The following is a 17,176-nucleotide window of genomic DNA, read 5'->3' on the forward strand; positions in this document are numbered from 1 at the left end:
CTCGCCGCGGCACCGTAAACAATCGTTTGCAAAACTGCTCAAACCGCGTTTACCACCACGCCTCCAGCTGCACGCCGAAGGTATTGGCGTGGGTGCGGCCATTGGCGGCGAAAGTGGTCAGATTGGCCTGCGCCGCCGCGTTGTTCCAGTTGTAATGGCTGGCGTACACCCGCAGCTCCGGCCGGGTCCAAAAGTCCGTATTCGGCGAGAACGCCACCGCCAGCGTGGCCTTGTTCAGTTGCTGCGCAGGCTGGTCATCGGCATTGCGCCGGGTCAGGCCGATCTCGGTCAGCAGCTTGACGTTGGCCGCCACGCCGTAGGACAGCCTGCCGCCCAAAGTGGAATCGCGGTACTTGGCGGCGTTGTCCGGCGCCGTCGTCTGCCAGCCAAGCACCGCCTGGCCGCCGAAGCGTCCGCGCTGCCAGTCCACCACTTCGGCGATGCGATTCTGCCGCGCGCCGGCCTGCGCCGCGCCGTTGCTGTCCAGATTGTAGAACTGGCCGGACAGCGACGCGTGGCCGGTGGACGTTTGCAGGAACAGCGAATTATTGACGCCCTGAGCCAGGAAATCCTTTTGATTGTGCAGCAGGCCCAGCGCCGCGCCGGGCTTGCCGATGGCGAAATCGCCGCCTATCGCCGCGCCGGTCAGCGTCAGTTTGCCGCCCGGGTTAGTCTCGATGCCCGTCAGCTGAAAATTGGCCCGGCGCGCGTTGTTGGGCGTGGCGTTGTTGTTGGCGTAGCTGCCGGACGAGGACACCGACAGGTTCAGCCTGGCCCTGCCGACGGCGATGCCGTCCACGCCGGCGCCGTAGTTGTCGCCGTCCTGCATCAGCCAGTTGTCCAGAATATGGATGTCCTGGACGCGGTGGTAGCGCTGGCCGGCCCACAGCGTCAGATTGGGCGCGAATTCCAGCCCACTGATGTAGCCATAGACCTGCGAGGCGCTGGTCTTGCCGTTGTAGATGGTGGGCATCACGTAAGCGCCCCAGCTGACGCCGTTGCCCAATGTCCATTTCTTGCCGACGCCGAACTCAATATAGGTGTCGCCCTCGTTGCCCAGGCGGAAATGCTGCAGATCGCCGCCCAGCTGGTATTGGCCTTTGGGCAGATTATCGCCGGCGCTGCCGTAGAAGCCGCTGCGCAGATAGCCGTCGAACTGAAAGCCCATGTCGTCCAGCGCCTTCTTCACCGCGCCGCTCAACTGCTCGGCGCTGATCTGCGGCGCCGGCGCGGCGGCGGGCGCATCGTCCGCCCAGGCCGGCAGAGCATTCCCCAACGGCAACAGCACGCACAGCCAGCTTATTGTTTTCGTCCTCATTCTTGTCTCCTTGTATTTATCGATGGTCGCGCGCCTGGCGCGGGCAAAGCTCCGCCCTGCCGGCCTGGCGGCCGGCATGAAAGCGGTATTCGGGTGCGGGGGCGGTTAAGAAACGCTTGGCGGCGCGGCCCGATACAGCAGCGAATGCCAGGGCCTCAGCTGGCCATCGGCATGCGGCGGGTGGTTGGACAGCAACAGCTCCAGCGCCCAGCCCTCCGGCACGGCGTCCGGCGGCGGCTGGTAATGGATGTTGTCGGCGCCGAAGTGGTTGATGACCAGCAGCATTTCACCGTCGCCGCGGCGGGTGTAGGCCCACAAGCTGGGATGGTCGGGCGTCAGGCAGCGGTAGTCGCCGTCGGCGAACACCCGGTACTGCTTGCGCAGCTGGATCAAGCGGCGGTAGTGATGCAACGCGGAATGCTTGTCGCCGATGGCGGCGGCGACATTGATCTCGGCCGCGTCCGCCGCCACGCCTATCCACGGCTCGGCCGCGCTGAAGCCGGCGTGCGGGCCGTCGTCCCACTGCATCGGCGTGCGGGCGTTATCGCGCGAGCGCTGGCGGATCACCGCCATCGCCTCGGCGTCGGCATAGCCCTCCGCCAACAGCTGGCGATAGGCGTTCAGGCTTTCCACGTCGCGCAGCTGGCCGATGTCGCTGAAGCCGGGATCGGCCATGGCGATCTCCTCGCCCTGGTAGATATAGGGCGTGCCCTGCAGGCCATGCAGCGCGGTAGCCAGCATCTTGGCGGACTCGGTGCGCCAGCGGCCGCCGTCGCCGAAACGGGACAGCGCGCGCGGCTGATCGTGGTTGCACCAGAACAGCGCGTTCCAGCCGCCGCCGGCGTGCATGCCGATTTGCCAGTCGGACAGGATGCGCTTGAGCGCGATGAAATCCACCTCGCCCGCCCGCCACTTCTCGCCGTCCGGATAATCCACCTTCAGATGGTGGAAGTTGAAGGTCATGCTCAGCTCGCGCCGCTCCGGGCGGCTATAGGCGATGCAGTGCTCCAGCGAGGTGGACGACATCTCGCCCACCGTCATCAGCTCATGGCCATCGAACACTTCGCGGTGCATCTGCTGCAGGTATTCATGCACGCGCGGACCGTCGGTGTAGAAGTGGCGGCCGTCGCTATCGTCCTCGGAGAAGGCCGGGTCCTTGGAAATCAGGTTGATCACGTCCAGCCGGAAGCCGGCCACACCCTTGTCGCGCCAGAAGCGCATCATCTCGAATACCGCCTGGCGCAGCGCCGGGTTGTCCCAGTTCAGATCGGCCTGGGTCTTGTCGAACAGGTGCAGGTAATACTGGCCACTGGCTTCGTCTTTCTCCCAGGCGTTGCCGCCGAACTTGGACTGCCAGTTGTTGGGCGCGTCGCGCCAGATGTAGAAATCGCGGTAGGGGTTGTCCCTGCCCTGCAACGCCTGCTGGAACCACGCGTGCTCGGTGGAAGTGTGGTTGACCACGATGTCCAGCATCACGCCGATGCCGCGCCGACTGGCCTCGGCCAGCAGCAGTTCGAAGTCTTCCATGCTGCCGTAGGCCGGATCGATGCTGTAGTAGTCGCTGACATCGTAGCCGTTGTCGTTTTGCGGCGAGCGGTAGAACGGCGTCAGCCACAAATAGTCCACACCCAGCCAGGCCAGATAATCCAGCCGGTCCGCCACGCCCAGCAGGTCGCCGGTGGCTTGGTTGCGGTGGCTGCTGAAGCTCTTGGGGTAGATCTGGTACACCACCGCCTGTTTCATGTCCTTAGGCATGCTGCGCGGCCTCCGCTTGGGCGGCCGCGGCCAACTGGCGGCGCGCCAGCAGCCAGGTCAGGCCGAAGGGCACGATCAGCGCCACCAGCATGCCCGCCAGGAACAGCGGGATGTACTGCGGAATGATGGAGATGAAGGCCGGCAGACCGCCGACGCCGATCGCCGACGCCTTGACGTGGCCCAGGCTGATCAGCACCGCCGCGCAGGCGGAGCCGGCCAGCGCCGCGTAAAACGGCAGCTTGTGGCGCAGATTGACGCCGAACATCGCCGGCTCGGTGATGCCGAAGAAGGCCGACACCGCCGAGGTGGACGCCATGTTCTTGTCGTTGGCGTTTCTGGCCAGCCAGAACATCGCCAGCGCGGCGCTGCCCTGCGCGATATTGGACAGCGCGATCATCGGCCAGATGAAGGTGCCGCCCTGGCTGGCAATCAGTTGCAGATCCACCGCGATGAACATGTGGTGCATGCCGGTCAGCACCAGCGGCGCGTACAGCGCGCCGAACAAGGCCGCGCCCAGCCACGGCGCCAGGTTGAACACGTAGACCAGCGCGTCGGTGACGGCGATGCCGAGGTGGCGGGCCAAGGGGCCGATCACCGCCAGCGCCAGGAAGCCGCTGACCGCGATGGTGACGATGGGCACCACCAGTAGTTGCACCGCGTTGGGCACCCGCGGCCGCAGCCACAGCTCGACGCGGCACATCACCCAGGCGGCGGCCAGGATAGGCAGAATCTGGCCCTGATAGCCCACTTTTTCGATACGCAGGCCAAAGAGATCAAAGTAAGGCACCGACGCGCCGTCCAGCCCGGCCGCCGCCTTGCCGTAATTCCAGGCGTTAAGCAGGTCCGGATGCACCAGCAACAGGCCCAGCACGATGCCGAGAATCTCGCTGCCGCCAAAGCGCTTGGCCGCCGACCAGCCCACCAGCGCCGGCAGGAACACGAAGGAAGTGTTGGCCATCATATTGATCAGCCCCCACAGCCCGGACAGGCCCGGGTAGGCGTCCAGCAGGCTCTGGTCCGCGATGAACATGCCCTTGGCGCCCAACAGATTGTTGGCGCCCATCAGCAGGCCGGCGATGACGATGGCCGGCAATATCGGCATGAACACGTCCGAGAATACCTTCACCAGCTGCTGCAGCCGGTTCTGCTTGGCGTCGCCGCTGGCCTTGACGTCGGCGATGGTGGCGCGGGCCACGCTGCCCTGCTTCACCATCTCGGCGTAGACACGGTCCACGTCGCCGGCGCCGATCACGATCTGGAACACCCCGGCATTGCTGAAGTGCCCCTTCACCAGCGCCACCTGGCGCAGCGCGTCTCCATTCACCTTGGATTCGTCGTGCAAAGAGATGCGCAGCCGGGTGAGGCAGTGCGCCGCCTGGCGGATATTGCCCGCGCCGCCGATGTTTTCCAGTATCCGCGCGGCGATCGCCTGATAGTCGTGACTCATCGTCCCTCCCTGTCCCTTGTTGCGGCGGTGGGTTTGCTTCCGGCAACGATGCCGGAAATCCGCCTGTTTGTGGTGATTGTCTACATAACAACTGGGGGCAAGTTAACTCGTACATACAAGCCGGTCAACACTCGTCTGTACGAGTTTGCGAAAAGTCAAACCGACTGCCGCCATTTCGCAACAGCGGCAAAGAGAAGGCCCGGGCGGATCACTCCGCGCCGGGCCTGACTCATTCGATCCATTCTGCTATCAGCGGTGGATCGCCCATGCGGGGCATCCAGCCTACGAAAGATCATCTGCTGTAGGCGCGGAATCTCGGCAAAGCTGGGCGTTCCGCCGAGTTGCACCATCATGGCAATATTCGAGGTACGTGGTATGCTTCCTTGACACAATGGCCACATTAACGCCCTCATGAAAATGCTCACCGAGGCTTCCGACAATGTGTACCAGTTGGCTCGTGCCCTCCATGTGGTCGAGGCCTAACAATTCATTCAAGCTGACGTCGCTTCGCCGCGCGGCTTAATCCAGGTACTAGCGCTACCGTGACTTTTTGGACTGATATTCGTAACGCAAGAAATGAAACGCTGCCAAATGGGCTGCGGTACATGAGTCTCCGTCATGCCCTTACACTTCATGCACCACTAGGCTTTAACGACACATGGAAAATGTTCGAAGCACGATTCGGGTTAGTTGCAGGAGGACTCAATACTGGCGAGGCTATTTTAAAAGCGGCCAATTTACTTGCAGAGGATCGTTTAGCTTGGCTGGCATATGAAAAAGCCAGGATAAATTTTGTACGCTTACGCGTTAAAACCGGGCTACCTAAACCCTAACACCTTATTCACCCTAGACGGGCTAACGCCAACGGGTAATTTCAACGTTAGGCGGAGCCATTCGACTGATACTTGCCATTGCGGCCGTGTCTATCGCGCAAGCGTCATGCATAGCCGAAAGCGGTTCACTTGATTGCAAAGCGGATAAAAAGCAATGCCTCGGCTTGGACGAAAAAAGGGGAACAGACCACAATTTCCATCAATTCAGCGAGATGAAATTAAACGTGGCCCATTTCCCCTTTCCCCTGCCCAAAATCCTCTCACACAAAACTCTGCATACCCTCGCACTGAGGGGAAATACTAGCGCCTCGCAATATCCGTGAAATAAAACTTGTCCAGCCGATGCCGCGATTCGGTGTATTCGAATAGCCGGCCGTCGTAGAGGTGGGTCAGGTTTTTGACCACGATCACGTGGTCCATCCCGTTGAGGTCCAGGTAGCGGCGGTCGTCGTCGTTGCAGGGCTGGGCCTCGATGATGCGCTGGGCGTAGCTGATGGTCAGCCCCAGATCCTGCTCGATGTAGCGGTAGATGGAGCCGGCGGCGATGTCCGCGTTCAGGCCGGGCACCAGGCCGGCCACGAAGTGGTTGATGTCCAGGATCACATTCTCGCCGTCGATATTGCGCACCCGCTTGATCTTGACCATGCTGGTGCCCTCGGCCAAGCCGGTAGCCTGGGCTAACAGCGCGTCGGCGGGCTGCGCCGCCAGCTCCGCCACTTGCGACACCACCTTGCGCCCCATGCGCTCGTTCATTTCCTGGAAGCTGACGATGCCGCTGAGCTGGAATTCGATATTGCCTGGCTTGAGCACGAACATGCCCTTGCCGTGGATTTTCTGCACATAGCCGCGCTCCTGCAGCATGTCCACCGCCTTGCGCACGGTGCCGCGGCTGGCGTCGTAGCTGTGCATCAGCTCGGATTCGGACGGGATGCGTTCGCCCTGGGCGTAGCGCCGGTTGTCGATGTCGGCGACGATGTCGGAATAGATCTGATGGTATTTGTTCACGTTGTTTGTCTTCTTGTGCGCGCGCCCCCTGCGCGGCGAGGCCCTACCTTAGCAAGCCGCGGCCGGCGCGGCAAACCGCCCTCAATCCCAATAGCCTGGCGCGGCGTAGGCGGCTTTCAGGTGTTCGATGAAATGCCGCACCCTGGCCGGCAGCAGCTTGCGCTGCAGCACCACCGCGTACACCGGGTAGTCCGGCGACGAGAAATCGTCGAGCACCGTCGCCAGCCGGCCTTCGGACAGATCGTCCTTCACCTCCCACAGCGAGCGCCAGGCCAGACCCAGACCCTGCAGCGCCCAGTCGTGCAGCACCGCGCCGTCGTTGCACTCCAGCGCGCCGGATACCTTCAGATTCACCGGCTTGCCGTCCACCACGAAGCTCCAGCCGCGGCTCTGGCTTTCGCCCAGCGACAGGCATTGGTGATGCTGCAAATCGTCCAACGCCCGCGGCGCGCCGCGGATGGCCAGATAAGCGGGCGACGCCACCACCACGCGATGGTTTTCCGCCAGCCGGATCGCCACCAGGCCGGAATCGGACAGGTCGGAAATGCGGATGGCGCAGTCGACGCGGTCGCGCTGCAGGTCCACCAGCCGGTCGGACAGGTCCAGCGTCACCTTCACCTCCGGATGCAGGCGCTGGAAAGCGGCGACATGCGGCGCCACGTGACGGCGGCCGAAGCCGGCCGGCGCGGACAAGCGCAGATGGCCGCGCGCCCTGCCGCTGCCGGACGCCACCGCAGCCTCGGCTTCTGTCAGATCGGCCAGTATCCGCTGGCAGTCCTCGTAAAACGCTTCGCCTTCCTGCGTCGGCGTGACGCTGCGGGTGGTGCGCGCCAACAGGCGCACGCCCAGCCGCTCTTCCAGCGCGTCCAGGCGCCGGCCCACCATGGCTGGCACCACGCCCAGCTGCCGCGCTGCGGCCGACAAGCTGCCCAGTCCCACCACGGCGACAAAGGTCTCCAGCTGCTTCAGCTCGCTCATTAGCTACCTAAAAGTAAAAAATGTTATGTTTTTCATGCCATTTCTTTTTACTTGGATGGCGAATAGACTGTCAAACATTGCATTGCAGCATCATCATGTCATTTCCCCTACCAAGGAGCGCGCGCATGGCAGTCAATCTCCCGCAGGGCGTGGAAGTTCTCGCCGACATCACTCCGGCCTACGCCGAAATCCTCACTCCCGAGGCGCTGGCTTTCGTCGCCAAGCTGCATCGCCGCTTCGAGCCGACCCGGCGCGAACGCATCGCCGCCCGCGCCGCGCGCCAGGCCGAGCTGGACGCCGGCAAGCTGCCGGACTTCCTGCCGGAAACCGCAGCCGTGCGCGCTGGCGGCTGGAAGATCGCGCAGTTGCCGCAGGACCTGCTGGACCGCCGCGTGGAAATCACCGGCCCGGTGGAGCGCAAGATGATGATCAACGCGCTGAATTCCGGCGCCAAGAGCTTCATGGCCGACTTCGAGGACTCCAACTGCCCGAGCTGGGACAACCAGATCGCCGGCCAGATCAATGTCCGCGACGCCTATCGCAAGACCATTTCCTACCAGAGCCCGGAAGGCAAGCAGTACCGGCTGAACGATACCGTCGCCACCCTGCTGCTGCGCCCGCGCGGCTGGCACCTGATGGAAAAGCACGTCAAGGTGGACGGCGAGATCGTGTCCGGCAGCCTGTTCGACTTCGGCCTGTCGTTCTTCCACAACATCCATTACCTGCGCGAAAACGGCAGTGCCACCTATTACTACCTGCCCAAGATGGAAAGCCATCTGGAAGCGCGCCTGTGGAACGACGTCTTCGCGTTCGCCCAGAATGAGCTGAACGTCCCGCAAGGCACGATCAAGGCCACGGTGCTGATCGAGACCATCCTCGCCGCCTTCGAGATGGACGAAATCCTCTACGAGCTGCGCGAGCACTCCGCCGGCCTCAACGCCGGCCGCTGGGATTACATCTTCAGCTGCATCAAAAAGTTCAAGCAGAACCGCGACTTCTGCCTGGCCAACCGCGCGCTGATCACGATGACCGTGCCCTTCATGCGCGCCTACGCGCTGCTGCTGCTGAAAACCTGCCACCACCGCGACGCGCCGGCCATCGGCGGCATGGCGGCGCTGATTCCGATCAAGAACGACGCCGACGCCAATGAAAAGGCGCTGGCAGGCGTCAAGGCCGACAAAGACCGCGACGCCACCGACGGCTACGATGGCGGCTGGGTGGCCCACCCGGGCCTGGTGCCGATCGCCGACGCGGCGTTCACCGCGGCGCTGGGCGACGCGCCGAACCAGATCGCCAAGCAGCGCCCGGACGTGCAGGTTTCCGCCGCCGACCTGCTGAACTTCCAGCCGGAAGCGCCGATCACCGAAGCCGGCCTGGCCATGAACATCAACGTCGGCATCCAGTACCTGGGTTCCTGGATTTCCGGCAACGGCTGCGTGCCCATCCACAACCTGATGGAAGACGCCGCCACCGCCGAGATCTCGCGTTCGCAGATCTGGCAGTGGATACGCTCGCCCAAAGGCGTGCTGGACGACGGCCGCAAGGTGACGGTTGAGCTGTTCCGCGAGCTGCAGGCCCGCGAAGTGGCCAAGCTGCAAGCCGAATACGGCGCGCGCTGGACCCGGCAATACGAAGACGCGGCCAAGATGTTCGACCTCTTGACCACCTCGGACGACTTCGTCGAATTCCTGACGCTGCCGGGCTACGAGTACATCGCCTGATTGATTATCCGGCGATCCGAACGGCCCCTTCCGGGGCCTTTTGGCATTTTTGCCCACGGCGGCGGCATCCGCAGGCACGGAACCTGCGCTTGCCAAGCCGATCGAAGCGGAGTCTACTTCCCTCACATCCAGCCCAGGAGCCGAAATGAGAAAAAACCGAATCAAGCCCATGCTGCTGTGTTTCATGCTGGCAGGCGCCGCGCCGCTGGCCTCCGCCGCCGACGGCGTGCAGCTCAATTTGTCGGCCAGCGCCCAGCGCGACGTGGCCAACGACCAGATCAGCGCCACCCTGTATGTGCAACAAAGCAACAACCAGGCCGCCGTGCTGGCCGATAGGCTGAACAAGGCCACCGCCAACGGCATGGCCATCGGTCGCGGCTACAAGGACGTGCAGCTGTCCAGCGGCAGCTACAGCACCTGGCCCAGCTACGACAAGAACGGCAAGATCACCGGCTGGCAAGGCCGTTCCGAGATCCAGCTGAAGAGCAAGGACTTCGCCCAGGCCGCCGAACTGATCTCCAAGCTGCAGCAGACCATGCTGCTGGAGGGCGTGCAGTTCGGCGTTTCCGACGAGGCCCGCCGCAAGGCCGAGCAAAGCATGATTCCCGAGGCCATCTCCAATCTGAAGAACCAGGCGGAAGTGGCCGCGCGCGCGCTGGGCAAGAACACGGTCAACATCCAGCAACTGGACATCGGCCAGCAAAACCACGGCTTCCGGCCGCCGGTCATGATGATGAAGGCGGCGATGGCGGGGGCCGAGTCCAACGTCAGCCAGCCCGACCTGCAGCCGGGCCAGACCCAGCTGCAACTGCAAGTCAGCGGCAAGGTTGAACTCAAGTAAGGCTTTCAGCCCCCGCCCGCTTGCGCTAAAGTAAGCACTGCGCTCGCCGGCCCCGTCTCGGGGCCGGCGTCATCTTCCGATCCCTCGCCATCGCTCCTAACATGAAACTGATCGCCTCTTTGACCAGCCCCTATGCCCGCAAGGTGCGCATCGTGCTGGCTGAAAAGAAAATCGACTGCCCGCTGGAGGAGGACGTGCCCTGGAACGCGGATACCCGCGTCACCGAGTACAACCCGCTGGGCAAGGTGCCGGTGCTTGAGCTGGACGACGGCTCCACCTTGTACGACTCCCGCGTGATCGTCGAATACCTGGAAAACAGCTCGCCGGTGTCGCGCCTGCTGCCGCAGGACAATCGACAAATCATCCTCACCCGCCGCTGGGAAGCGCTGGCCGACGGCATCATCGACGCGATGGTGGCCATCGTGCTGGAGCGCCGCCGTCCGCCGGCGAAGCAGATGGAGGAGTTGGTGGAGCGCCAGCGCGGCAAAATCCTGCGCGGACTGGCCACCCTGTCGGAGGACCTGGGCGAGAAGCCATGGTGCACCAGCCACGGCTACAGCCTGGCCGACATCGCCGTCGGCTGCTGCCTGGGTTATCTGGATTTCCGCGCGCCGGAAATCGACTGGCGCGCCGCCCACCCCAATCTGGACGCGCTGCTGCAGCGCCTCCATGCCCGCCAGTCGTTCCAGGACACCGAGCCGCCGGTCGCCTGAGCCTCGCCTTCGGATAAAAAACGCCACCGCACGCGGTGGCGTTTCGCATTGTCGGCCGCTCAGATCAAACCGGCGGCGATGTTGATCATCAAGGCCAGCACGGTGGCGTTGAAGAAAAAGGCCAGCACGCAGTGCACGGTGCCGGTGCGGCGCTGGCTGCCGTCGGTGAAGCTGACGTCGGCGGTCTGGCCCGAGGTGCCGATGATGAAGGCGAAATACAGGAAATCCTCATAATCCGGCTGCCGGGTGCCGGGAAACTCCAATCCTCCCGGCAAGCCATGCGCCTCCCTGGCGTAGAAACCGCGCGCGTAGTGCAACGCGAACATCACATGGGTGAACGCCCACGAGGACAGCAGCGTCAACACCGCCAGCACGATATGGGCGGCGCGCAGCCAGCCATGCATGTCCTTCACCACCGCCAGCTCCATCACGATGGCCGACAGGCTGGCCGCCGCCGCCAGGCACACCAGCAGCAGCACCAGCCACTGCCCCTCGTCCTCCACCCTGGCCCAGTGCCGTATCTGCTTGCGCCCGGTCCCGAACATCATCCAGCCGACCAGCCCCAGGTACAGCCAGGCGCCGGCGTTCCAACCGACGATGTAGCGCGTGACGTCGTGGATCGCCACGACATGCGGCAAGACCACGATCGCCAGCAGGCCGAACAGCGCCGACCAGGCCAGCCTGGGCCGCGCCAGCACCATGCGCGCCAGAACGAAACGGCGAAGCAAGCTCGTCATCAATGAATATCCTCCCGTGTCGAATGCGCGCAACACGCGCCCCCCAGACTATTGGGCGGGCATCGCCGCAGATTAAATTCATATTGCATAAAATATTTCTCTTTTCGATTCAGTTACAGCAGAATTCAGACTACAAGCACAAGAACCATTGGAGAGATCATGAGCTCGGCACTCGCCGCCCACCACCCTCAAACCCCGCCCCACCCCGAACCGCAGCTGGAGCAGATCTGCCAACGCCTGGCGCTGCACGATTTCTGCCTGCTGCCGGCGGAGCAAAGCCGTTCCCTACTGCAACGCTTTCCGGGCGCATTGGCTGACTGGGCGGCCTTTCAGGACAGTTGGAACCATCTGCAGCAGGACAAGTTCATGGCGGATGGCGGGCGCTACCGCAAACGGCTGCACGCGACGCTCAGCGCCGAACCGTCCGCCCGCGCCGCGCGCGCCGAAGCCCACCGCCCGCATTATCAGAGCAAACTGTACAACCCGCTCAATGGCGGCGTGCCGCGCCATTTCGAGCCGATACGCAACGAAATCCTGCACGGCGCCACCATGCAGGCCGCGCTGAGCCTGGGTTGCGCCATCTTCGGCCAATTATCGCCGTACACGCCATGGCACATCGAAGCGCACCAATTCCGCATCGAAACGCGGAACCGCCAGCCCGGCTGGCCCACGCCGGAAGGCGTCCACCGCGACGGCGTGCACTTCCTGATGATGATGATGGTCAAGCGCCACAATCTGGTGAGCGGCGCCACCGAGCTGTTCAATCTGGAAAAGCAGCCGCTCGCCTCGTTCACGCTGACCGATCCGCTGGACATCGCGCTGGTCAACGACGAGCGCGTGCTGCACGGCGTCACTCCGGTCAGCCAGCTGGATCCATCCCGCGACGGCAACCGCGACGTGCTACTGATCAGCTTCCGCCGCCGCTGACCTTCTCCCGCCACCCCATCTCCGCCGGAGGCCAGGCGCGCCGGCGCGGCATCGGGACATGCGCCGGCCACGCCAAATGGTAATCTTCTTGGCCTATGCTGATGTAAACAATGGCGACGACAAGCCGGATGGAGTGGACCGTGATGAAAAGCATGCTGGCGCTGATGGCGGCCTGCTGGTTCGGCTGCGCGCCGGCCGCGGAGCTCCATGCCTATACCGAAGACGTTCCGCCGCTGAACTACCTGGACAACGGCAGCGTGAAGGGTTACTCCACCGAGGTGCTGCAGCTGGTGGCGCGCGAGGCGGGGCTTAATCTGACGATAGAGGTGCTGCCCTGGCTGCGCGCCTACGCCAAGGCCAGGGATACCCCGGGCGGCCTGCTCTACACCGTGGTGCGCACGCCGGAGCGCGAAGCCCAGTTCCAGTGGGTGGGTCCCATCGGCTCGCGCCGCATCTACATGTACCGTCTGGACAAACGCGGCGACATCCGCGTCGACGCCGCCAGCGACCTGGTGCGCTACCGCAACGGCGTGCTGGCGGGCTCGGCCTCCGCCAACCAGCTGCAAGCGCTGGGACTGCAAAGCGGCCAGAATCTGGACCTGGGCCAGAGCGACGCAGTGAATCTGAAAAAACTGTTGCTGAAGCGAGTGGACCTGGTGGCGATGCTGGACTGGGCGATGGCCTGGCAGATGCGCCAGCAGCGGCTGCCGGAAAAGAACGTTTCCCCCGCCTGGCTGCTGGACGGCAAGCTGCAGTACTGGTTCGCCCTGAATCCGCAGACTCCGCCGGAACAGACGGCCCGGCTGCAGGCCGCGCTGGAGCGGGTGCGCGCCGACGGACGGCTGCAAGCCATCCGCCGCCGTTATCGCGACGACTGACGCCGCGCGCGAAAACGCCCCGGCGGCATCCACTCGGGGCGTTGGCGAAAACCGGCGACGCTTACTCGGCGCCGAGCGCCTTCAACAAGGCGTCGGGCGACTCCGCCCCGGCCATCGCCTCCCGCAGGCGGTTGAACGCCTCCGCGGCCTTGTCCGGATGCTTGGCGAACGGCACCAGACCGTCATGGCTCCAGCCGGCGGCGGCCAGCGCCTGCTTGCGGAAATTCATGCCATCGTTCCCGCCTCCTCCCATCGCGACCAGCGCCTGCTCGATCAGCGTATGCGGCAGCGGCGTGCGGCTGAGGGTAACGAAATGCTTGCTTTGGATCTCGTCGAAATGCATGGAAACCTTCCCCGGGGCATAGAGTTGTTTTATTAGTATTAGTCTCAACTCTGCCGATTTGCAGGCCGGAAATCGCAAAGCCGGCGCAAACGGCCGGCTTTCGGATCTCCGCCTCGCCTGCGAATCAGGAGGCGCGGGCCCTCAGCAGCGTGTACAGCTCGTCCTTCAGCTTCAGTTTTTCCTTCTTCAGCGTTTCGATCTCTTCATGCGTCGCCGACAGGATGCGCTCTTCCATGTTCTTGATCTGCTGGTCCAGCTGATTATGCTTGTCGAATAGGCGGGCGAAATGCGTGTCCTCGGTTTTCAGGCGGGTGATCAGTTCACGGTATTCGGGAAACATCGGCATCTCCTTCGCGGTGGGTGGGGCCGGCGCCGCCGGCCATGACTTCATGCTAACGCCCGTGCGCTCGGCTTCATTTGATCTGTCTCAGGCATTGCCGCATCCCTAAATCTGCGCTCCTTGTCATCCTTCCGGCATTTGCCGCGTTAAACCCGACAGCAAGCATGGTTAAAATCAGGACAAGCCCGACATGCCCAACACCCGTCTCCCGACACCGCCCTCTCCCTCCCCGCTGGCCGCGCTGCGGCAGCGGCTGGACTACACGCTGGAACTGCTGGGCATGCGCGGCAAGGGCCTGGCGCTGCTCGCCGGCATCGTCGCCATCCTCTGGCTGGCCTCCGGCGTCTACCGCGTGGAGCCGGACGAGCAGGGCGTGGTGCAGCGCTTCGGCCGCTGGAGCGACACCACCTCGGCCGGCCTGCACTACCACCTGCCCTGGCCGGTGGAGACCATCCAGCTGCCCAAGGTCACTCAGATCAAGCAGCTGAAGCTGGCCAATCTGTATGAAAGCGGCCCGCCCGACGCCGCCGACCCGCGCGAGAAGCAGATGCTGACCGGCGACGAGAACATCGTCGAGGCCGACTGCGCGGTGTTCTGGCGCATCAAGGATGCCGGCCAGTTCCTGTTCCGAGCCAACAAGCCGGAAGAAGCGCTGCGCATCACCGCCGAAGGCGCGCTGCGCGAAGTGATCTCCCGCACGCCGATCCAGGCGGCGATGTCCAACCGCCGCCAGCAAGTGGCCGAAGAGGCCCGCGGCCTGATCCAGCAGCGGCTGGACGCGCAGCAGGCCGGCATCCTGATCACTCAGGTGCAGCTGCAGCGGGTGGACCCGCCGGCGGCGGTGATCGACGCCTTCAACGACGTGCAGCGCGCCCGCGCCGATCAGGAGCGCGCGCGCAACGAAGCCCAGGCCTACAGCAACGACATCCTGCCCAAGGCGCGCGGCGAGGCCGAGCGCATCCGCCAGGAGGCCGAGGCCTACCGCAGCCAGGTGGTCAACCTGGCCCAGGGCGAAGCCAAACGCTTCGACTCGGTGTACCAGACCTACGCCCAGGCCAAGGACGTCACCGCGTGGCGGCTGTACCTGGAAAGCATGGACGACATGCTGAAGAAAGCCAGCAAGGTGGTGATAGACGGCAGCGGCAAGAGCGGCGCCGGCGTGCTGCCGCTGCTGCAACTGCAAGACAAGCCCAAGGCCGGCAAGGAGAACCGCTGATGGACAAGCAATGGCGCGGAATCGGCTGGGCGGCGGGCCTGGCGGCCGTCTGGCTGGCGCTGTCGGCCCAATACACGCTGAACGAGGGACAGAAGGCGCTGGTGGTGCGGCTGGGCGCGCCGGTCAACGTGGACGGCGAGCCGGGGCTGAAATTCAAGCTGCCGCTGGTGGACAGCGTGCAGTACTACGACACCCGGCTGCAGATATTGGCGCCGCCGCCGGAGCAGGTGATTCTGGGCGACGAGAAGCGGCTGGAAGTGGAAACCTACACCCGCTACCGCATCGCCGACACCCTGCGCTTCTACCAGGCGCTGCGCACCGAGGAACAGGCGCGCGCCCAGCTCACCCAGCTGGTCAGCACCTCGCTGCGGCGCGAGCTGGGCAAGGCGCCGCTGACCGACCTGCTGTCTCCCGGCCGGCGCGCCATCGTCGCCCGCATCCAGCAGGAGGTGGCGGAGCGCGCCCGTCCGCTGGGCCTGGAAGTGACCGAGGTGCAGCTGCACCGCGCCGACCTGCCGCTGGAAACCAGCCAGGCCATCTACGACCGGATGAAATCGGCCCGCCAGCAGGAGGCCAAGGAATTGCGCGCCCAGGGCGCGGAATGGGCGCAGCAGATCCAGGCCAAGGCCGAGCGCGACCGCACCGTGATCCTGTCCGAGGCGCAGCGGCAAAGCGCCATCATCCACGGCGAAGCCGACGCCGACGCCGGCCGCACCCTGGCCCAGGCCTTCAGCAAGGACCCGAAGTTCTACAAGTTCTACCGCTCGCTGCAAACCTACCGCCAGTCGCTGGCCGACTCCGCGCCGACGCTGGTGCTGTCGCCCGACTCCGCGCTGCTGCATGACCTGAAAACCGGCCCCGCGGGCGGCAAGCCATGAACGGAGCCGACATGCCGCTGCAAGCCTCCACGCTGCGCCATCTGCTGGCCGCGCTCGGCCCCGGCCTGGTGGTGATGCTGGCCGACACCGAAACCGGCAGCGTGATCGCCGCCGCCCAGAGCGGCGCGCACTGGGGCTACCGCATGCTACCGCTGCTGTTCGTGCTGATTCCCTTCCTGTATCTGGCGCAGGAGCTGACGATACGGCTGGCGCTGGGCACCGGGCTGAGTTACGGCGAGCTGGTCCGCCGCCGCTGGGGCCGCCGCGCCGAGCAGGCCTCCGCCGCCGTGCTGCTGCTGAGCTGCCTGGGCGCGTTGGCCACCCAGCTGGCGGGTCTGGCCGGCATCGGCCAGCTGTTCAGCATCCCGGCCTGGCAGACCATAACCCTGCTGTGCGCGCTGATCCTGGCCATGGTGTGCAGCGGCAGCTACCGCTCGGTGGAGCGCATCGCCATCTGCCTGGGCGTATTCGAACTGGCCTTCCTGGCCGAAGCCTGGCTGGCCCACCCCGATCCCGGCCAGATGGCGGCGCAGTTGTCCAGCCTGCCGCTGGGCAACCATGACTTCCTGCTGCTGGCCGCCGCCAACATCGGCACCTGCGTGATGCCGTGGACGCTCAGCTATCAGCAGTCGGCGATGCTGGACAAGGGTCTGACGCTGGACGACCTGAAGCCGGCGCGGATGGACACGCTGCTAGGGGCCATTCTGTGCCAGATCATCACCGCCGGCATCCTGATCGCCGCCGCCGCGGCCTTCGGCAACGGCGCGGGCGGCCAGAGCCTGGACAGCATCCCCGAGATCGCCGGCGGCTTCACCCGCCTGCTCGGCCCCACCGGCGGCCGCCTGCTGTTCGCGCTGGCGCTGGGCGGCGGCGCGCTGGTCGCCGCCATCGTGGTTTGCCTGACCAGCGCCTGGACGCTGGGCGAGCTGGCCGGACGCCGCGACTCGCTGGAAAAACATCCGCTGGACGCGCCCTGGTTCTACGGCGGCTTCGCCGCGATGCTGGCCGGCGCCGGCGCGCTGGTGGCCTCCGGCATCAACCTGGTCAAGCTGTCCATCGTCACCTCGGTGGCCAACGCGCTGCTGCTGCCCGTCATGCTGGCCGGGCTGTACTGGCTGGCCTGCCGCGAGTTGCCCGCGCCGCTGGCGCCCAGCCGCCGCTACCGGATGGCGCTGGCGCCGCTGTTGCTGCTGCTCGCCGGCTTCAGCCTCTACGCCGGCATCGTCGGCAGCCTGGGCTGAGGCCC

17 protein-coding genes are annotated in these 17,176 nt (G+C 64.8%); 9 read left to right on the plus strand and 8 right to left on the minus strand.

Annotation, left to right across the window (positions count from 1 at the left end; translation table 11 throughout):
* Positions 1-49: 49 nt before the first annotated feature.
* The 3 genes from ACX17K_RS12585 to treP all read right to left on the minus strand — a co-directional run bounded on the left by ACX17K_RS12585 (position 50) and on the right by treP (position 4,520).
* Positions 50-1,318 carry a carbohydrate porin gene (locus tag ACX17K_RS12585; RefSeq protein WP_493775064.1) on the minus strand — a complete coding sequence of 423 codons (1,269 nt, stop codon included), beginning with the start codon at positions 1,316-1,318 and terminating at the stop codon, positions 50-52.
* A 105-nt stretch (positions 1,319-1,423) separates the two neighbouring features.
* On the minus strand, positions 1,424-3,073 hold the full coding sequence (gene treC / locus ACX17K_RS12590) for an alpha,alpha-phosphotrehalase (RefSeq protein WP_493775065.1): 1,650 nt from the start codon (positions 3,071-3,073) through the stop codon (positions 1,424-1,426).
* Positions 3,066-4,520, minus strand: a complete 1,455-nt coding sequence (gene treP / locus ACX17K_RS12595; RefSeq protein ID WP_493775066.1) for a PTS system trehalose-specific EIIBC component — start codon at positions 4,518-4,520, stop codon at positions 3,066-3,068. Before treP ends, treC begins: the two co-directional genes overlap by 8 nt.
* Positions 4,521-5,185: 665 nt before the next feature.
* On the opposite strand from treP, the gene ACX17K_RS12600 reads away from it, so the two are divergent.
* Positions 5,186-5,353, plus strand: a complete 168-nt coding sequence (locus tag ACX17K_RS12600) for a hypothetical protein (RefSeq protein ID WP_493775067.1) — start codon at positions 5,186-5,188, stop codon at positions 5,351-5,353.
* A 300-nt stretch (positions 5,354-5,653) separates the two neighbouring features.
* Here ACX17K_RS12600 and treR read toward each other — a convergent pair whose 3' ends face one another.
* Together treR and ACX17K_RS12610 are read right to left on the minus strand one after the other, a co-directional pair.
* Positions 5,654-6,358, minus strand: a complete 705-nt coding sequence (gene treR, locus ACX17K_RS12605) for a trehalose operon repressor (protein WP_493775068.1) — start codon at positions 6,356-6,358, stop codon at positions 5,654-5,656.
* An 81-nt stretch (positions 6,359-6,439) separates the two neighbouring features.
* Positions 6,440-7,336, minus strand: a complete 897-nt coding sequence (locus tag ACX17K_RS12610; protein WP_493775069.1) for a LysR family transcriptional regulator — start codon at positions 7,334-7,336, stop codon at positions 6,440-6,442.
* A gap of 125 nt (positions 7,337-7,461) precedes the next feature.
* On the opposite strand from ACX17K_RS12610, the gene aceB reads away from it, so the two are divergent.
* The 3 genes from aceB to ACX17K_RS12625 all read left to right on the plus strand — a co-directional run bounded on the left by aceB (position 7,462) and on the right by ACX17K_RS12625 (position 10,611).
* Positions 7,462-9,057 carry a malate synthase A gene (gene aceB, locus ACX17K_RS12615; protein ID WP_493775070.1) on the plus strand — a complete coding sequence of 532 codons (1,596 nt, stop codon included), beginning with the start codon at positions 7,462-7,464 and terminating at the stop codon, positions 9,055-9,057.
* A gap of 145 nt (positions 9,058-9,202) precedes the next feature.
* On the plus strand, positions 9,203-9,898 hold the full coding sequence (locus ACX17K_RS12620; RefSeq protein WP_046155722.1) for an SIMPL domain-containing protein: 696 nt from the start codon (positions 9,203-9,205) through the stop codon (positions 9,896-9,898).
* A 101-nt stretch (positions 9,899-9,999) separates the two neighbouring features.
* The gene (locus ACX17K_RS12625; protein WP_493775071.1) at positions 10,000-10,611 is read left to right on the plus strand and encodes a glutathione S-transferase; all 612 of its coding nucleotides are present in this window, start codon (positions 10,000-10,002) and stop codon (positions 10,609-10,611) included.
* A gap of 59 nt (positions 10,612-10,670) precedes the next feature.
* Here the strand turns inward: ACX17K_RS12625 and ACX17K_RS12630 are convergent, their stop codons facing one another.
* Positions 10,671-11,348, minus strand: a complete 678-nt coding sequence (locus ACX17K_RS12630; RefSeq protein WP_493775072.1) for a DUF1345 domain-containing protein — start codon at positions 11,346-11,348, stop codon at positions 10,671-10,673.
* Between the two features lie 159 nt (positions 11,349-11,507).
* Between ACX17K_RS12630 and ACX17K_RS12635 the strand changes: the two genes are divergently transcribed.
* Together ACX17K_RS12635 and ACX17K_RS12640 are read left to right on the plus strand one after the other, a co-directional pair.
* Positions 11,508-12,275, plus strand: a complete 768-nt coding sequence (locus ACX17K_RS12635; RefSeq protein ID WP_493775073.1) for a 2OG-Fe dioxygenase family protein — start codon at positions 11,508-11,510, stop codon at positions 12,273-12,275.
* A gap of 143 nt (positions 12,276-12,418) precedes the next feature.
* A complete protein-coding gene (locus ACX17K_RS12640) occupies positions 12,419-13,153 on the plus strand; it encodes a substrate-binding periplasmic protein (protein WP_493775074.1) in 735 nt (244 codons plus the stop codon).
* A 61-nt stretch (positions 13,154-13,214) separates the two neighbouring features.
* On the opposite strand, the gene ACX17K_RS12645 is transcribed toward ACX17K_RS12640, so the two are convergent.
* On the minus strand, positions 13,215-13,496 hold the full coding sequence (locus ACX17K_RS12645; RefSeq protein ID WP_231151991.1) for a hypothetical protein: 282 nt from the start codon (positions 13,494-13,496) through the stop codon (positions 13,215-13,217).
* A 124-nt stretch (positions 13,497-13,620) separates the two neighbouring features.
* Entirely contained in the window at positions 13,621-13,836 is a 216-nt protein-coding gene (locus ACX17K_RS12650) for an HP1242/YdcH family protein (protein ID WP_231151994.1), read from the minus strand.
* A 190-nt stretch (positions 13,837-14,026) separates the two neighbouring features.
* Here ACX17K_RS12650 and hflK point away from each other — a divergent pair, with 190 nt between their 5' ends.
* The 3 genes from hflK to ACX17K_RS12665 are packed head-to-tail and all read left to right on the plus strand — an operon-like array spanning position 14,027 to position 17,171.
* Positions 14,027-15,052 (plus strand): FtsH protease activity modulator HflK, encoded by a 1,026-nt coding sequence (hflK, locus tag ACX17K_RS12655; protein WP_493775075.1) that lies wholly within the window; start codon positions 14,027-14,029, stop codon positions 15,050-15,052.
* The gene (gene hflC, locus ACX17K_RS12660) at positions 15,052-15,930 is read left to right on the plus strand and encodes a protease modulator HflC (protein ID WP_231152001.1); all 879 of its coding nucleotides are present in this window, start codon (positions 15,052-15,054) and stop codon (positions 15,928-15,930) included. The genes hflK and hflC overlap by 1 nt, the downstream gene beginning before the upstream one ends.
* Entirely contained in the window at positions 15,927-17,171 is a 1,245-nt protein-coding gene (locus ACX17K_RS12665) for an NRAMP family divalent metal transporter (RefSeq protein WP_493775076.1), read from the plus strand. The genes hflC and ACX17K_RS12665 overlap by 4 nt, the downstream gene beginning before the upstream one ends.
* Positions 17,172-17,176: the final 5 nt, after the last annotated feature.

The sequence above is a fragment of the Chromobacterium sp. INPA-IVC genome (genome assembly GCF_059047085.1).

Excerpts from the sequence above, each read along its gene's own strand:
- ACX17K_RS12585 (WP_493775064.1), bottom strand. The coding sequence starts at position 1,318 with ATGAGGACGAAAACAATAAGCTGGCTGTGCGTGCTGTTGCCGTTGGGG.
- treC (WP_493775065.1), bottom strand. The coding sequence starts at position 3,073 with ATGCCTAAGGACATGAAACAGGCGGTGGTGTACCAGATCTACCCCAAG.
- treP (WP_493775066.1), bottom strand. The coding sequence starts at position 4,520 with ATGAGTCACGACTATCAGGCGATCGCCGCGCGGATACTGGAAAACATC.
- ACX17K_RS12600 (WP_493775067.1), top strand. The coding sequence starts at position 5,186 with ATGTTCGAAGCACGATTCGGGTTAGTTGCAGGAGGACTCAATACTGGC.
- ACX17K_RS12610 (WP_493775069.1), bottom strand. The coding sequence starts at position 7,336 with ATGAGCGAGCTGAAGCAGCTGGAGACCTTTGTCGCCGTGGTGGGACTG.
- aceB (WP_493775070.1), top strand. The coding sequence starts at position 7,462 with ATGGCAGTCAATCTCCCGCAGGGCGTGGAAGTTCTCGCCGACATCACT.
- ACX17K_RS12620 (WP_046155722.1), top strand. The coding sequence starts at position 9,203 with ATGAGAAAAAACCGAATCAAGCCCATGCTGCTGTGTTTCATGCTGGCA.
- ACX17K_RS12625 (WP_493775071.1), top strand. The coding sequence starts at position 10,000 with ATGAAACTGATCGCCTCTTTGACCAGCCCCTATGCCCGCAAGGTGCGC.
- ACX17K_RS12630 (WP_493775072.1), bottom strand. The coding sequence starts at position 11,348 with ATGACGAGCTTGCTTCGCCGTTTCGTTCTGGCGCGCATGGTGCTGGCG.
- ACX17K_RS12635 (WP_493775073.1), top strand. The coding sequence starts at position 11,508 with ATGAGCTCGGCACTCGCCGCCCACCACCCTCAAACCCCGCCCCACCCC.
- ACX17K_RS12640 (WP_493775074.1), top strand. The coding sequence starts at position 12,419 with ATGAAAAGCATGCTGGCGCTGATGGCGGCCTGCTGGTTCGGCTGCGCG.
- ACX17K_RS12645 (WP_231151991.1), bottom strand. The coding sequence starts at position 13,496 with ATGCATTTCGACGAGATCCAAAGCAAGCATTTCGTTACCCTCAGCCGC.
- ACX17K_RS12650 (WP_231151994.1), bottom strand. The coding sequence starts at position 13,836 with ATGTTTCCCGAATACCGTGAACTGATCACCCGCCTGAAAACCGAGGAC.
- hflK (WP_493775075.1), top strand. The coding sequence starts at position 14,027 with ATGCCCAACACCCGTCTCCCGACACCGCCCTCTCCCTCCCCGCTGGCC.
- hflC (WP_231152001.1), top strand. The coding sequence starts at position 15,052 with ATGGACAAGCAATGGCGCGGAATCGGCTGGGCGGCGGGCCTGGCGGCC.
- ACX17K_RS12665 (WP_493775076.1), top strand. The coding sequence starts at position 15,927 with ATGAACGGAGCCGACATGCCGCTGCAAGCCTCCACGCTGCGCCATCTG.